At 62.8% G+C, this 14,263-nt stretch carries 12 protein-coding genes; 8 read left to right on the top strand and 4 right to left on the bottom strand.

The annotated features are described in order from the left end of the window. Positions 1–65: 65 nt before the first annotated feature. On the top strand, positions 66–1,334 hold the full coding sequence (locus tag CLU93_RS03880; protein ID WP_099760070.1) for a glycerate kinase type-2 family protein: 1,269 nt from the start codon (positions 66–68) through the stop codon (positions 1,332–1,334). On the opposite strand, the gene CLU93_RS03875 is transcribed toward CLU93_RS03880, so the two are convergent. Then, a complete protein-coding gene (locus CLU93_RS03875; protein ID WP_099760069.1) occupies positions 1,335–2,351 on the bottom strand; it encodes a zinc-binding alcohol dehydrogenase family protein in 1,017 nt (338 codons plus the stop codon). A gap of 226 nt (positions 2,352–2,577) precedes the next feature. Here CLU93_RS03875 and CLU93_RS03870 point away from each other — a divergent pair, with 226 nt between their 5' ends. The 4 genes from CLU93_RS03870 (at position 2,578) to CLU93_RS03855 (ending at position 7,525) form a co-directional block, all read left to right on the top strand. After that, positions 2,578–3,474 (top strand): LysR family transcriptional regulator, encoded by an 897-nt coding sequence (locus tag CLU93_RS03870; protein WP_099760068.1) that lies wholly within the window; start codon positions 2,578–2,580, stop codon positions 3,472–3,474. A gap of 105 nt (positions 3,475–3,579) precedes the next feature. Next, positions 3,580–5,124: a DUF1800 domain-containing protein gene (locus CLU93_RS03865; protein WP_099764224.1), complete on the top strand. Its 1,545-nt coding sequence runs from the start codon at positions 3,580–3,582 to the stop codon at positions 5,122–5,124. A 20-nt stretch (positions 5,125–5,144) separates the two neighbouring features. Continuing rightward, a complete protein-coding gene (locus CLU93_RS03860) occupies positions 5,145–6,335 on the top strand; it encodes a DUF1501 domain-containing protein (protein ID WP_099760067.1) in 1,191 nt (396 codons plus the stop codon). Positions 6,336–6,424: 89 nt separating this feature from the next. Continuing rightward, positions 6,425–7,525 (top strand): AI-2E family transporter, encoded by a 1,101-nt coding sequence (locus CLU93_RS03855; protein WP_099760066.1) that lies wholly within the window; start codon positions 6,425–6,427, stop codon positions 7,523–7,525. Positions 7,526–7,618: 93 nt separating this feature from the next. On the opposite strand, the gene CLU93_RS03850 is transcribed toward CLU93_RS03855, so the two are convergent. After that, a complete protein-coding gene (locus tag CLU93_RS03850) occupies positions 7,619–7,843 on the bottom strand; it encodes a hypothetical protein (protein WP_010396348.1) in 225 nt (74 codons plus the stop codon). Positions 7,844–7,989: 146 nt separating this feature from the next. Here CLU93_RS03850 and CLU93_RS03845 point away from each other — a divergent pair, with 146 nt between their 5' ends. The 3 genes from CLU93_RS03845 to CLU93_RS03835 are packed head-to-tail and all read left to right on the top strand — an operon-like array spanning position 7,990 to position 10,485. Continuing rightward, positions 7,990–8,742 (top strand): phosphatase PAP2 family protein, encoded by a 753-nt coding sequence (locus CLU93_RS03845; RefSeq protein WP_306594675.1) that lies wholly within the window; start codon positions 7,990–7,992, stop codon positions 8,740–8,742. A gap of 12 nt (positions 8,743–8,754) precedes the next feature. After that, positions 8,755–9,663, top strand: coding sequence for a diacylglycerol/lipid kinase family protein (locus CLU93_RS03840; protein WP_099760064.1), 909 nt, complete (start codon positions 8,755–8,757; stop codon positions 9,661–9,663). 3 nt (positions 9,664–9,666) lie between these two features. Beyond that, positions 9,667–10,485: a metallophosphoesterase family protein gene (locus CLU93_RS03835; RefSeq protein WP_099760063.1), complete on the top strand. Its 819-nt coding sequence runs from the start codon at positions 9,667–9,669 to the stop codon at positions 10,483–10,485. 164 nt (positions 10,486–10,649) lie between these two features. On the opposite strand, the gene cls is transcribed toward CLU93_RS03835, so the two are convergent. Together cls and CLU93_RS03825 are read right to left on the bottom strand one after the other, a co-directional pair. After that, entirely contained in the window at positions 10,650–12,041 is a 1,392-nt protein-coding gene (gene cls, locus CLU93_RS03830; RefSeq protein ID WP_099760062.1) for a cardiolipin synthase, read from the bottom strand. Continuing rightward, positions 12,038–14,149, bottom strand: coding sequence for a site-specific recombinase (locus CLU93_RS03825; RefSeq protein ID WP_099764223.1), 2,112 nt, complete (start codon positions 14,147–14,149; stop codon positions 12,038–12,040). Before CLU93_RS03825 ends, cls begins: the two co-directional genes overlap by 4 nt. Positions 14,150–14,263: the final 114 nt, after the last annotated feature.

Below are 14,263 nucleotides of genomic sequence, written 5' to 3'. Positions count from 1 at the left end.
CCCTCATTGTAGTTGCCCGCTTGGCGGCACTGCTATGATCGGGTTCGGATACCGGAGGAAACACCATGACGACCACCCCAGCGCCGCGTGCCTTGCTGCAAGCCATGTTCCAGGCCGCCATCGAAGCGGCCCAGCCATCGCACTGCGTACCGCCCCATCTGCCGCCCGCGCCCAAGGGGCGGCTGATCGTCATCGGCGCCGGCAAGGCGTCGGCCGCCATGGCGCACGCCGTGGAGCAGCACTGGCCGGGCCCGTTGTCTGGCCTCGTGGTGACGCGCTACGGTTACGCCGTGCCGTGCGAGCGCATCGAGATCGTGGAAGCGTCGCACCCCGTGCCGGATGCGGCCGGCATGCAGGCAGCGCAGCGCATGCTCGACCTGGTGGGTAATTTGCAGGCGGACGACACGGTGCTGTGTCTGATTTCGGGCGGCGGCTCGTCGCTGCTGGCCTTGCCGCTGGACGGCATCAGCCTGGAAGACAAGCAAGCCTTGAACCGCGCGCTGCTGGCCTCGGGCGCTACCATCGGCGAAATGAATTGCGTGCGCCGCCATTTGTCCGCCATCAAGGGCGGCCGCCTGGCAGCCGCCTGCCATCCGGCGCAAGTCATCACTTTGGCCATTTCCGACGTGCCCGGCGACAAGCTGGGCGATATCGCTTCCGGTCCCACGGTGGGCGACGCGACCACGTGCGAGGATGCGCTGGCCATCGTGCGCCGCTACGGCATGGACTTGCCGAACAGCTTGCGCGCAGTGCTGGAAAGCGGGCGCGGCGAATCGGTGAAACCCGGCGATCCGCGGCTGGCGCGCACGCAGACAACCCTGATCGCCACGCCGCAGATGGCGCTGGAAGCAGCCGCTGGCGTGGCGCGCGCGGCCGGCGTCACACCGTATATATTGGGCGACAGCCTGGAAGGCGAAGCGCGCGACGTGGGCAAAGTCATGGCCGGCATCGCGCTGCAAACGGCCTTGCGCGGCCAGCCGTTTCCCACCCCGTGCGTGCTGCTGTCGGGCGGCGAAACGACGGTCACCGTGCGCGGCAATGGCCGCGGCGGACGCAACGTGGAATTCCTGCTGGCGCTGGGCATCGCGCTCGATGGGCACGCGGGCATCCACGCGCTGGCTGGCGACACGGATGGCGTCGACGGCCAGGAAGACATCGCCGGCGCGTATCTGGCGCCGGACACCCTGCAGCGCGCCTGGGACCTGGCTATCCGTCCCCGCGACAGCCTCGACAACAACGATGGCCACGGCTTCTTCCAGGCGCTGGGAGATTCCGTGATCACTGGCCCGACCTTGACGAATGTCAATGATTTCCGGGCCATCCTGATTACCTGATTAATTAAAATTTTCCAGCACAATCTTGCCCTTGGCCGTATTGCTCTCCAGCAGGGCATGCGCGCGTTTCAGATTCGCCGCATTGATCGTGCCGAAGCGCTCGGCCAGGGTGGTCTTGATGGTGCCCGCATCCACCAGCTGCGCCAGTTCTTCCAGTAGTTCATGCTGCCGGATCATGTCGGCCGTCTGGAACAGCGAACGGGTAAACATCAGCTCCCAGTGCAACGACACGCTCTTACCCTTGAACTTGCGCACGTCGATGTGCTCGGGGTCGTCGATCAGGGCGAACTTGCCTTGCGGCGCGATCAGTTCCACGATTTGCTCGAAATGCTTGTCGGTCTGGTTCAGGCTGATCACGTAATCGACGGGCGGCAAGCCCAGGCGCGTGATTTCCTGCGCCAGCGGCAGGCTGTGGTCGATCACGTGGTGGGCGCCCAGTTCCTTCACCCAGTCAGCCGTTTCCGCGCGCGAGGCCGTGCCGATGATGGTCACGCCCGTCAATTGCCGCGCCAGCTGCACCAGCACGGAGCCGACGCCGCCGGCCGCGCCGATCACCAGCAGGGACTTGCCCGTCAGACTCTTGTCGCGGCTGAGCTGCAGGCGGTCGAACAGCAATTCCCAGGCCGTAATGGCCGTCAAGGGCAGGGCGGCGGCCGGCGCAAAGTCGAGGCTGGCGGGCATGTGGCCGACGATGCGCTCGTCGACTAATTGAAATTCGCTGTTGCTGCCGGGGCGGTTGATGGCGCCCGCATACCAGACTTTATCTCCCACCTGGAACAGGGTGACGTCGGGGCCGACGGCCGTGACGACGCCAGCCGCATCCCAGCCCAGTACTTCCGGCTGACCTTCTTTCGGCGCGCGATTCTTGCGCACCTTGGCGTCGACGGGGTTGACGGAGATGGCGTGCACGGCGACGAGCAGGTCGCGCCCCGTGGCGACGGGCGTGGGCAGCTCGATGTCGAGCAGGGCGTCGGCATCCGTGATGGGCAGGCTGTGGTGGTAGGCGATGGCTTTCATATTCTTCCTTTGGTAAAACAGTGATGGAGTTGGGTAGGTCGGATTAGCGCGGCTGTACCGCGCGTAATCCGACACCACCATCGGCCACGCCAACAATGTTGTCGGATTACGGTCCTTCGGACCTAATCCGACCTACGCCATACAGGCTTGATGACGTATCATGGCCATTTTCTCGCCAGGGAAAAAGAGGGCGTGTGCCGAAACACTTTCAAAGGAATGCTGAAAATTGCTGCGACTCGATGACTTGCAGGTGTTTGTCCGCACGGCCGACCGGGGCAGCCTGTCGGCGGCCGCGCGCGAGATCGGCATTTCGCCCGCGCTGGCCAGCGCCGCCGTCAAGCGCCTGGAAGGGGAGCTGGGCTTGCGCCTGCTGACCCGCACGACGCGTTCACTGAGCTTGACGGCGGAAGGCACGCAATACCTGGAACACGCGCGCGAAGCCTTGCGCCTGCTGCGCGCGGGCCACGATGCGCTGCTGGCGGGCAAGGACAGTTTCGGCGGAACCTTGAAAATTGCCATGCCTTCCGACCTGGGTCGCAATCTGATGCTGGGCTGGCTGGACGAATTCCAGTTGCGCCATCCCAAGCTGCAGTACCAGCTCAGCGTCAGCGACCGGGTGGCCGACATGGTGCGCCAGCAAGTCGATATTGCCCTGCGTTACGGGCAGCAAGACGATTCGAGCATGGTTGCCATGCCCATCGCGCCTGCCAACGACCGCGTGCTGGTGGCTTCGCCCGACTACCTGCGCGCGCACGGCCCCCTGCTGGCGCTGGAAGACTTGTCGCAGCGCAATTGCCTGCGCTTCGCGCTGGAAGATGGCATGCACGACCGCTGGACTTTTTACCGCCTGCCGCAGCGCGAGCAAGTCACCGTGCAAGTGAGCGGCAACCGCAGCGCCGACGATGCCGACCTGGTGCGGCGCTGGGCCGTGGCGGGCCTGGGCATCGCCTATAAATCACGGCTCGACGTTGCCGGCGACGTGGCGGCCGGCCGCCTGCAGGTGCTGCTGCCCGAGGTGGCGGGCGAGGCCACGCCCCTGCAACTGCTGTGCATGCACCGGGCGCAGGTGACGCCGCTGGTGCTGCAGCTGCGCGATTTCCTGCGTGACAAGTGTGCGCAATGATGAGAATGGCAGTATTGATTACAACTCGTTGCAAATCGCAATCATGCGCGGGTCAAGCTGGGCGTACCCTCAGGCATTGTGCATGAAACCGCTTGAAGGATGGCCATGAACCCGAACCGACTGTTGCCGACGACCTTGATGTGTCTGCTGTTGCTGGCCGGCTGCGCCGCGACGGCGCCGCCCGCCGCGCAGCATGCCGCCGTGCCTGACAATGCCGCGCAAGGCATCGCCATGCTGGAACGGGTCAGCTGGGGCGTGAATGGCGGCAGCGTGCGCCAGCTGCAAAAGGAAGGCTGGAGCGCTTACTTGCAGGCGCAGTTGCATCCAGGCAAAACCAAGCTGCCACCCGCCGTGCAGGCGCAGATCGACGCCATGACCATCAGCCAGGTACCGCTCGATCAATTGGTGATGTCGATGGAGCAAAAGCGCAAGGAGTCGGCCGCCGTCATGGATGACATGGCGAAGCAGCAGGCGCAAAAGGATTACCAGCAGGAACTCAACCGCCTGGCGCGCGAGGCGGCCACGCGTTCGCTGTTGCTGGACGTGTATTCGCCGAACCAGCTGCAGCAACAGCTGAGCTGGTTCTGGCTCAACCATTTCAGCGTGCACCAGGGCAAGCACAACTTGCGCGCCATGGTGGGCGATTACGAGGCGAACGCCATCGCGCCGCATGCCCTGGGGAAGTTTCGCGACTTGCTGGGCGCGACCGTCCACCATCCGGCCATGTTGCGCTATCTGGACAATGAAGCCAACGCCGTCAAGCGCATCAATGAAAACTATGCGCGCGAACTGATGGAGTTGCACACCCTGGGCGTCAACGGCGGCTACAGCCAGATGGACGTGCAGGAACTGGCGCGCATCCTGACGGGCGTGGGCGTCAACCTGGGAGGGGACACGCCGAAGGTGAAACCGGCCTTGCAATCGCAATACGTGCGCCGGGGCTTGTTCGAATTCAACCCGAACCGCCACGATTACGGCGACAAGCAATTCCTCGGGCAAACGGTGAAGGGCAGGGGGCTGGCCGAACTCGACGAAGCGCTGGATCGCCTCAGCCGCAGTCCCGCCACCGCGCATTTCATCAGCGGCAAGCTGGCCCAGTATTTCGTGGGCGACAATCCGCCCGCGCCGCTGGTGGCGCGCATGGCCGCCACCTTCCAGAAAAACGATGGCATGATCGCCGACGTGCTGCAGACCATGTTCAACAGTCCCGAATTCAGGCAGTCGCTGGGCAAGAAATTCAAGGACCCCATGCATTATGTGGTGTCGGCCGTGCGCCTCAGCTATGACGACAAGCCCATCCTCAACGCGGGCCCCTTGCTGAACTGGCTTTCGCGCATGGGCCAGCCTCTGTACGGACGCCAGACGCCCGATGGCTATCCCATGACGGATGCGTCCTGGGCCAGCCCCGGCCAGATGACGACGCGTTTCGATATCGCCCGCACCATCGGTTCGGGCAGCGCCGGCCTGTTCAAGACGGAGGGCCCGCAGCCGCAGGAAAAAGTGGCGTTTCCCCAGCTGGCCAGCGCTCTGTATTACCAGTCGCTGCAGCCGACCTTGAGCCCGGCCACGCGCCAGGCCCTGGAACAGGCCGCTTCGCCGCAGGAGTGGAACACCTTCTTGCTCTCATCACCCGAAATGATGCACCGCTAAGTTGAAACCGGAGGATTGCCATGCACCGTCGTGACCTGTTGAAAGCCCTGGCCGCCGCGCCCTTGCTGTCGCATGCGGGCAGCTTGCTGGCCGCACCCGCCACGAATGCCCGGCTGCTGTTCGTCTTTTTGCGCGGCGGCTATGACGCGAACAACCTGCTGGTGCCGCTCGGCAGCGATTTTTACTATGCGGCGCGGCCGAATATCGCCATTGCGAAACCCGGCGCGGACAACGGCGCGCTGGCTCTGAATGCCGACTGGGCCTTGCATCCGGCCTTGCGCGAGACCATCTACCCCATGTTCAACGGCGGCGAGGCGGCCTTCATTCCATTTGCGGGCACGACGGATTTGACGCGCAGCCATTTCGAGACGCAGGACAGCATCGAGCTGGGGCAGGAGATCGGCGGACGCCGCGATTTCCGCTCGGGCTTTTTGAACCGGCTGGCGCAAAGCCTGAATGCCAATCAGGGCAAGCACGCGATTTCCTTCACCGACCAGTTGCCCCTGATTTTCCAGGGCGGCGTGCAAGTGCCGAACATGGGGCTGCGCTCGGTAGGCAAGTCGGGCATTGATGCGCGTCAAAGTGAGCTCATCGCCGCCATGTACAAGGGCACGCCCTTGCAGCAACCGGTCAGCGCGGGCTTTGCCGTGCGCGACGATGTGACGAAGGAATTGACGGGAGAGATGCAGGCGGCCAACCGCAACGCCATCAGTACCAAGGGTTTTGAACTGGAAGCGCAGCGCATCGCCCGCTTGATGAAGGACAAATACAATATCGGTTTCGTCGACGTGGGCGGCTGGGATACGCATGTGGGGCAGGGTGGCGCCAACGGCTATCTGGCAGGGCGTTTCGATGAGCTGGGGCGTGGCCTGGCCGCGTTTTCGCAGGAAATGGGCAGCGAGTGGCGCAACACCGTGGTGGTGGTGGTCAGCGAATTTGGCCGCACCTTCCGCGAAAACGGCAACCGCGGCACGGACCACGGCCACGGCAGCGTGTTCTGGGTGCTGGGCGGCGGGATCAAGGGCAAGCAGGTGGCGGGCGAACAGGTGGCGATTTCGCAGGCGAATTTGTTCCAGAACCGCGACATGCCCGTGCTGAATGAATACCGCGCCGTACTGGGCGGCTTGCTGCGCCGCACCTTCGGTTTGACGCCGGCGCAACTCGAGCACGTGTTTGCCGGAGTCAAACCGGTGGAGCTGGGCCTCGTGTAAATCGGAATGCCTCCGTGTTACGCTACGCCTGCGCAACTGGCGCATGGCGAATACTGGCGGCCTGTGGCGCCGGGCACGAATGGAGTGGTATGACCGATACCCAGCGCGACATCGTCAGCGCAGGCTTTTCCCTGGCCCTGATTGCCGTGACGGCCTTCGTCATGCAGCGTTTCTTTTTGCCTCTTGTGTGGGCCGGCATCCTGTGCGTGGCCACCTGGCCACTGTACCTGCGCGTGCGCGCGGCGCTGGGGCAGCGCACCATCATCGCGGCGGCCGTGCTGACCCTGGGGTTCGCCTGCATCTTCATCATCCCCGTGCTGTTCGGCGTGGCGCAGGCGGCGCGCGAAGTGCCCGTGCTGGCCAATTTTGTCGTCCATGCGAATACCGACGGCTTGCCCGTGCCGGACTGGGTGGCGCATATTCCGCTGGCCGGCAGCGCCATCGGCGACTGGTGGCTAGCTACGTTGAGCCAGCCCCATGGCCTCGGCCACTTCTTTGCGGGCAGCGCCGTGGGCGGCTTTCATTCCGCGCGCGACATCCTGAAAATCCTCGGCGCGGACGTATTCCACCGCCTGGTCGACTTCGGCCTGGCCTTCTTGTGCCTGTTTTTCTTTTACAAGGATGGTGAAGCGCTGACGCGCCAGATCACGGCCGTCGGCAGCCATTTCCTGCGTCCTGAGCGCTGGGGCCGCTATGCGCAAAAGATTCCTACCGCCATCCGCGCGACCGTCAACGGCCTGGTGCTGGTGGGTCTGGCCGAAGGCGTGCTGATCGGTATCGCCTACGCCATCGCCGGCTTGCCGTCACCGGCCCTGTGGGCGTTCGCCACCGGCATCCTGGCCATCATCCCGTTCGGCGCACCGCTCGCTTACCTGTGCGCGGCCGCCTTGCTGGTCATCCAGGGCAATGTGGGCGCCGCCATCGGCGTGGCCGTGTGGGGCACCGTGGTGCTGTTCGTGGCCGATCACTTCGTGCGTCCCGGCATGATCGGCAACGCCACCCGCTTGCCCTTCCTGGCCGTGTTGTTCGGCATTCTGGGCGGCGTGGAGACTCTGGGCCTCGTGGGCCTGTTCATCGGTCCCGTCGTGATGGTGCTGTTCGTGACCTTGTGGTACGAAGCGAATGTGTCTGACAAGGTGCTGCCAGTGCAAACACCTGCCAGCCCGGCCGCACCGGAACGCACACAGTAATGAGGGGTCGGCCAGCGTTGCCGCTGGCCGGTACTGGCGCGTTCCCGGCGTGGCCGGGCCGAACACCTGGACCGCTACGCGGTTAAGGTGGACTTAATGCGCTTTAGATAATATTAAAAGCCAACGGCGCATCAGCAGCACTTCAACATAGCCCGGCTCGATGCCCGTACCGCACTCGATCAGGGGATTGACGGTGTAGTAGCGCTTGCGGAAGTCGCGGCAGACGAGGATTTCGCGCTTGCCCATGCGGACGAGGAAAGAGCTTGGGGCGTATTCCAGGCCGAAGCGTGAGCCAAAACCGCTATTCAATGTTGCCATGACAATTCCTTTGAGGGAGATGTGTTGAACGAGTCATCAGAATAGCATAACTACTGTATGAAAACACAGCTACTGTATGAATAAACAGTATTTTTTTAATGGTGTGGTTTTTTTGATCATCCCGCTTGATTTGAGGAGTAAGTAGTTTGCAAGAGAAGAATGACATGGGCATGACCACGGGCTGGACCACGAAACTGCGCCGCTTCGTCGAGGCGCGCCTGTCGCCCGAAGGCGAGCTGGGCCTGCATATGACGGTGGGCGTGGCGCTGATGCTGGTGGCCATCGTGGTGTTCCACGAGATCGCCGAAGCGGTGATGGGCATGGCTCAAATCACCGTGATCGACTTGCAGGTGGCGCAGTGGTTCAACCAGCATGCCGTGCCGTGGATCACCAGCTGCCTGCTGGTCGTCACGCATATGCATGGCGTAATCGGCGCCATCACCCTGGCCACCCTGCTGGGCTGGTATCTGCACCGCAAGGGCGCCGATTACTGGCTGTTTACCCTGGTCATCACCATGCCGGGCGTCATGTTTTTGAACCTGCTGCTAAAGTACATCTTTGTCCGTGCGCGGCCCAGTTTTGATGAGCCGCTCCTGCAGACGGCCTTGACTACGTACAGCTTTCCGAGTGGCCATACGGCCACCTCGACTGCCCTGTACGGCTTGCTGGCCGCCTACCTGATTTGCCAGACGGCACCGAACGCGTGGGGCAAGCGCATCGCCATCGCGCTGGGCGCTTTCCTGATGGCGTCACTCGTGGGTTTCAGCCGCATCTACCTGGGCGCGCATTACCTGAGCGATGTGCTGGCAGCCATGGCGGAAAGCTATGGCTGGCTGGCCATCTGCATCGCCGGCGTGTCGACCCTGCGCCGCCGCCGGCATATCCGGCAAACCAAATAAGGGGAAACGATCCTGAGCAAGATTGCAGTCATCATCAATGCGGGCGCCGGTTGCGGCTATGCGCCCGACTGGGCGCAGCAGCTCGAAGCACAGTTTCTGGCTGTGGGCCTCGACGCTGCCATCACCCTGGCACAAAGCGGCGCCGACATGATCGCCACGGCCGAGCAGGCCTTGCGCGATGGCGCGCCCATCGTCGTGGCCGGTGGCGGCGACGGCACCATCAATGCCGTCGCCTCTGTCGTGGTCGGCAGCGGCACGCCGTTTGGCGTCTTGCCGTTGGGCACCTTGAACCATTTCGCCAAGGATTTGAATATTCCCTTGGCGCTCGATGCGGCCATCGCCAATGTGGCGCAGGGCGTGCGGCACCAGGTCGACGTGGGCGAAGTGAATGGCCGCATTTTCCTGAACAATTCCAGCCTGGGCCTGTATCCGGACATCGTGCGCGACCGCGAAAAGCAGCAGCGCCGGCTGGGACGGGGCAAGTGGCTGGCCTTCAGCTGGGCGCTGGTGGCGGCCTTGCGCCGCTATCCGTTTCTCAGCGTGCAATTGAAACTCAAGGACGCCGTGCATGCGCGCCGCACGCCTTTCGTCTTCATCGGCAATAATGAATACCTGATGGAAGGCTTGAATATCGGCGAGCGCGAGCGGCTCGATTGCGGCCAGCTGAGCCTCTACGTGGCACAGCGTCCGGGCCGCCTGGGCTTGCTGAAACTGGCCTTGCACGCGCTGTTCGGCAAACTCTCGCAAGCCAAGGATTTCGATATGCTGACGGCCAATGACCTGGAAATCGCCACGAAACACCGCCGCCTGCGCGTGGCCACCGATGGCGAAGTGACCATCATGAATACGCCGCTGCGCTACCGCATCCGTCCCGCCGCGCTGGACGTGATCGTGCCCGCACCGGCGCCAGCCCAGGAGTAGGCCATGCGTACCCTCGTGCATTTATCTGATTTGCATTTTGGCAGGGTCGATGCGGCCCTGCTGGCGCCCCTGCGCGCGCTGGTCGAGCGCCTTGAACCGGACGTCGTCGTCGTTTCCGGCGACCTCACGCAACGCGCCCGCAGCGTCCAATTCCAGCAGGCGCGGCACTTTCTCGACAGCTTGCCGGGGCCGCAGATCATCGTGCCGGGCAACCATGACGTGCCCCTGTATAACGTCTTTTCCCGCTTTTTGACGCCGCTGGTGAAATACCGGCGCCACGTGACGGACGATTTGTCACCCGAATACGTGGACGAGGAAATCGCCGTGCTGGGCATCAACACGGCCCGCTCCCTGACGTTTAAGGATGGCCGCATCAGCCACGAGCAGATCGATGTCCTGCGTGAACGCCTGGGCCGTTTGCCGCCCGGCTTGACGCGCATCATCGTCACGCATCATCCCTTTGACTTGCCCGAGCATTTCGACAAGGATGACCTGGTCGACCGCGCGCCGCTGGCACTGCAAATGTTTTCCGAATGTGGCGTGGATCTGTTGCTGGCCGGCCATTTGCACGCCAGCCATGCAGGCGACACCTCGGCGCGCTACAAGATCGACGGCTACGCTGCCCTGATGGTGCAGGCGGGCACGGCCACGTCAACGCGGGGCAGGGGCGAGTCGAACTCGTTCAATGTCATCCGAATCGAAGACAGCGGCATCAGAGTCGAGCGCTACAGCTGGAATGAAGACAGCGCCGACTTTGAAAAGGTCAGCACGGAAGCGTTTGCACGCCAGGGCGGCGTGTGGGCCAGTTTGCGGCCGCTGTAGGTCAGATTAGCGCGGCGAAGCCGCGCGTAATCCGACGCTATTGTTGGCTTTGGTAATAGCTGTGGTGATGTCGGATTACGCTGATGTCGGCTTACGCTGCGCTAAGCCGACCTACGCCGACCTGCGCCGACCTACGCCGACCTGCCGGGGCACAGCTCTGTGCCTTACAGCCAGTAGTTCATGAAGCGCGCCGCCCACTCCTTCATGCGGTCCGAGATGGGCCGCGTTTCCCATTTCGCTTTGGTGATTTCTTCCGAGTCGCGCAAGTCTTCCTGGAAGGCGTTTTCCATTTCGCGGCCGAAACTGTCGCCCAGCACGATCACGTTCAGTTCGCTGTTATGCAGGAAGCTGCGCATGTCGATGTTGGTCGAACCTACCGTTGACCAGGCGCCGTCGATGACGGCCGTCTTGGCGTGCAGCACGGCCAGTTTCAAGTGGAAGATGCGGATGCCGCCGGCCAGCAGCTGGTCGTACAGCGCGTGTCCCGCATGGAATACCAGGCCGCTGTCGGACACGCCGGGCAGCACCACGGTGACGTCCACGCCACGTTTCGCGGCCGCCACCAGCGCATCGACCGTCTGCTGGTCGGGCACGAAATAGGCGGAGGTGATGTGGATGGATTTCTTGGCTTCCTGGATGGCCAGGATATACGCCTTGTAGATTTCGAAGCCGCCGTCCGGTTCGCTGGCCACCACGCGCACCAGCTTGTCGCCCACTTCGGACAGTACGGGGAAATAATTAGCGTCCGGCAAGTCGGCCTGGTCTTGCTGGGCCCAGGTGCGGATGAACAGCCACTGGAAGGCGGCCACGGCCGGGCCTTCCACTTTCACGTGGGTATCGCGCCAGCCCACGTCCTTCTTGTCGGTGGGTTTCGATTTCGAGCGGAACAGCGAGCTTTTCGCATAGGTATCGCTGATGTTGATGCCGCCCGTAAACGCCGTCTTGCCATCGACGATCAGCACCTTGCGGTGGTCGCGGTTGTTGATTTTCCAGTCGTCGCCCTTGAGCTTGGCGGGATTGACGGGGTTGAAGGCTACCAGGTGCACACCGGCCGCGCGCATGCGCTCGAAAAACGCCTGTGGCACGCCGAGGGTGCCCACGCTGTCGTAGATGACGTTGACCGTCACGCCCGATTGCTGCTTTTCGATGAGCATGTCGGCAAACTTCAGGCCCAGCGGATCCTGGTCGAAGATATACGTTTCCAGGTTGATGCTGTTTTTCGCTTCGCTGATGGCCCGAAACATGGCGGCCATCGTTTGCGGGCCGTCAAACAGCAGGGTTACCTTGTTGCCCTTGATCAAAGGCACGCCCGTGGCCGCCTCTTCCAGCGCGGCCTGGGCCTTCAAGTCCATGCCGGATTTGGCCCAGCGCTTGTTGAGCAGGGCGGCGCGGCTGTTGACGTTCAGCAAGGCGCCCTTGCCCGTGATTACATTGGGCCTGGCCACGGGGGCCAAAGTGGTGTTGAGGTTCTTGACATCGGGCAGCGAGGCGCATGCAGCCAGGGTCCAGCACAGCAGTAGGGCGGTGAGGCAGGATTGCATGCGCCTGTTGATCATTTTTGAGCCTTGTTTGTCAGTGACATGTTTGCCGAGTCGTCAAGCAGTGCCAGGGGTGGCGGGTTTTTCGAGCCGAAGAAGAAGACGATGGGCGAGCGCAGGAAGCGCTTGCCCAGAATCTTCAACAATTGCATGCCGTGCTTGAAGCGCACCTGGCGCGAACGCAGCGCTACCCACAGGGCCAGGCCGAAGCTGACCAGCAGGTTGGCCGTGCCGATGGCGAAGATGCCCGACAGTGATTTGACGGCCAGCTGCCAGCTCATGTTATGGTCGAGGCCCACCAGCGCCGTGGCAAAGTTGGCGGCCGAGAAGGTAATGTGGCGGATATCGATGGGCAAGCCGATCAGGAAACCCAGGGTGCCGATGGAACCCAGCAGGATACCGAAATAGAAATTACCCATCAGGCCGCCCAGGTTGTTTTCCAGGTACAAGCCCAGGCGCTGCAAGCGATCCTGGCCGATGACGCGGCCCAGGCCGCGCAATTGCGCGATGCGCTGCGCCCAGCGCGTGTACAGCGCCTGGTTGTCATAGTAGCCGGAAATCAGGCCGGCCACGAACAGGCACACGCCAGCGATCATGGCGTAAAAGATGGCGGGGCTGCCGATGGGGTCGATATCGTGCAGCAAGTGCATGGCTTTTTCCGGTGATACCAGGTGGTGGCCCGTGATCGCCTTGTAGCCGAGCGCGATCAGCCACGCAGTGGGGATGGCCGTCGCCAGGTTGCCCAGCACGGCCATGTTTTGCGTGCGGAAGACCTTGTTGATCAGTTCCGCCATGCTGTCGAGGTCGATATTCCGGCCATCCTTGCTGTGCAGGCCGGCGGCGATGCGCGAGGCCGTCATGGCCGGCTGCTTGGTGGCCACCGTGAAATGCAGCAAGTGGATGAACATGAAGCCGATCGAGTAATTCATGCTGAACATGAAGGCTTCGACCAGCGGTGCCGAACGCAGGTAGGACATCAATATCTTGAACAGGGCCATGAAGCCGATGATCACGCCCGCGCCGGCCGACGAGAGGAACATGGCGCCCATCTCGCGCCGGTTTTCCGCGATGTAATGTTCGCCCGTGCGGCTGGCGTTTTCCGTCACATTGCGCGCCAGCAAGTTGATATTGTCGGAAAACAGGTCGCTGACCTTGTACTTGTGGTTATGCGCGCGTATCAGTTCCAGCGCCAGCCCCACGGCGCCCGCGCGGCGGCGGCTGACCGGTTGCGGGTGCAGCAAGTCTTGCGTGGCGTCCACCGTGATGGCGGCGATATCCACGTTGGCGGAGCTGGGCAGCTCGCCGCTCGTGTCGACCAGGAACAGCAGCTTGCGCAGGCGGTCGATGCTTTGCGCCAGCGCCACCAATAAATACGTGAGGGGAATGCTGGTGCCCTGGTACAGGGCCTTCTTGCGGATCTTGGCGATGACGGCATCGCACTGGTCCAGCATCACCAGCAGGTGGCGCGCATCCTCGATGTGCTCGATGTTGCCTTGCAGTAAATTCGTGTAAGCGTCCAGGTAGGCGTTCACTTCCGTGTTCTGCACCATGAACGGCGACTGGAACACTTCGATTTCATTGTGGAAACGCGTCAGTTCCGGTTCCAGTCCCATGGCGCAGACGCGGTAGGACAGGGTGCGGATGGCGTCGAGTATGCCGGGCAGCATGATATTGCCGTCGCCGATGGCCAGCTCGATATCGTCGCTGGTGAGCACGTCGAACAGTTCCAGCCAGTCCGTGGCGGGCACGTTGCTGATCCATAAATAATCGGTCTTCAGGTACAGCACCTGGTCGAGCGCGTCGTTCAGGTACTCGTCGCCCAGGGCGGGTGGCAGCATGCGGTAGGCGATGCGGCGTTTCAATTCGGTGAAAAAGCCGCTGTTCGACAGCACGCCGATGTCCGTGTACAGGCTGGCGTGGCGGCGCGCGGCCAGCACGCGCAGCACGTATTCGTGCAGGGCGCGCGCTTGCGCGGGGTTACCTTTGAGAAGCTGGCGCAGGGTGCGCACGTTGGCGATCGCGGTAGCGCTGTCTTGCGGGCGCTTGGGACGCAGTGAGTTGAATAATTCCACCAGCAAGTCGATATTGCTGGAGTTCGGGTCAATGCGTTCGAGGATAGCTAGCATGCAAAAAAAACGGGCGAGCCGCTGTCGGTAAAACCAGTAGTGTACCGCCTGCGTCAAATCGCGCAACGTTCGCCACCGAACATTGCTTTGCGGCAGGGCCTGCTTTTAACGCCA

Origin of the sequence: Janthinobacterium sp. 35 (genome assembly GCF_002754575.1) — a bacterium.
GTDB lineage: Bacteria > Pseudomonadota > Gammaproteobacteria > Burkholderiales > Burkholderiaceae_D > Janthinobacterium > Janthinobacterium tructae.
Note: the sequence above shows the minus strand (reverse complement) of the source record. Positions and strands in the feature narration are given on the sequence as shown.

What these genes read in the sequence shown, in the direction of transcription:
- CLU93_RS03880 (WP_099760070.1), top strand. Translation starts at nt 66, where the DNA reads ATGACGACCACCCCAGCGCCGCGTGCCTTGCTGCAAGCCATGTTCCAG.
- CLU93_RS03875 (WP_099760069.1), bottom strand. Translation starts at nt 2,351, where the DNA reads ATGAAAGCCATCGCCTACCACCACAGCCTGCCCATCACGGATGCCGAC.
- CLU93_RS03865 (WP_099764224.1), top strand. Translation starts at nt 3,580, where the DNA reads ATGAACCCGAACCGACTGTTGCCGACGACCTTGATGTGTCTGCTGTTG.
- CLU93_RS03860 (WP_099760067.1), top strand. Translation starts at nt 5,145, where the DNA reads ATGCACCGTCGTGACCTGTTGAAAGCCCTGGCCGCCGCGCCCTTGCTG.
- CLU93_RS03855 (WP_099760066.1), top strand. Translation starts at nt 6,425, where the DNA reads ATGACCGATACCCAGCGCGACATCGTCAGCGCAGGCTTTTCCCTGGCC.
- CLU93_RS03850 (WP_010396348.1), bottom strand. Translation starts at nt 7,843, where the DNA reads ATGGCAACATTGAATAGCGGTTTTGGCTCACGCTTCGGCCTGGAATAC.
- CLU93_RS03835 (WP_099760063.1), top strand. Translation starts at nt 9,667, where the DNA reads ATGCGTACCCTCGTGCATTTATCTGATTTGCATTTTGGCAGGGTCGAT.
- cls (WP_099760062.1), bottom strand. Translation starts at nt 12,041, where the DNA reads ATGATCAACAGGCGCATGCAATCCTGCCTCACCGCCCTACTGCTGTGC.
- CLU93_RS03825 (WP_099764223.1), bottom strand. Translation starts at nt 14,149, where the DNA reads ATGCTAGCTATCCTCGAACGCATTGACCCGAACTCCAGCAATATCGAC.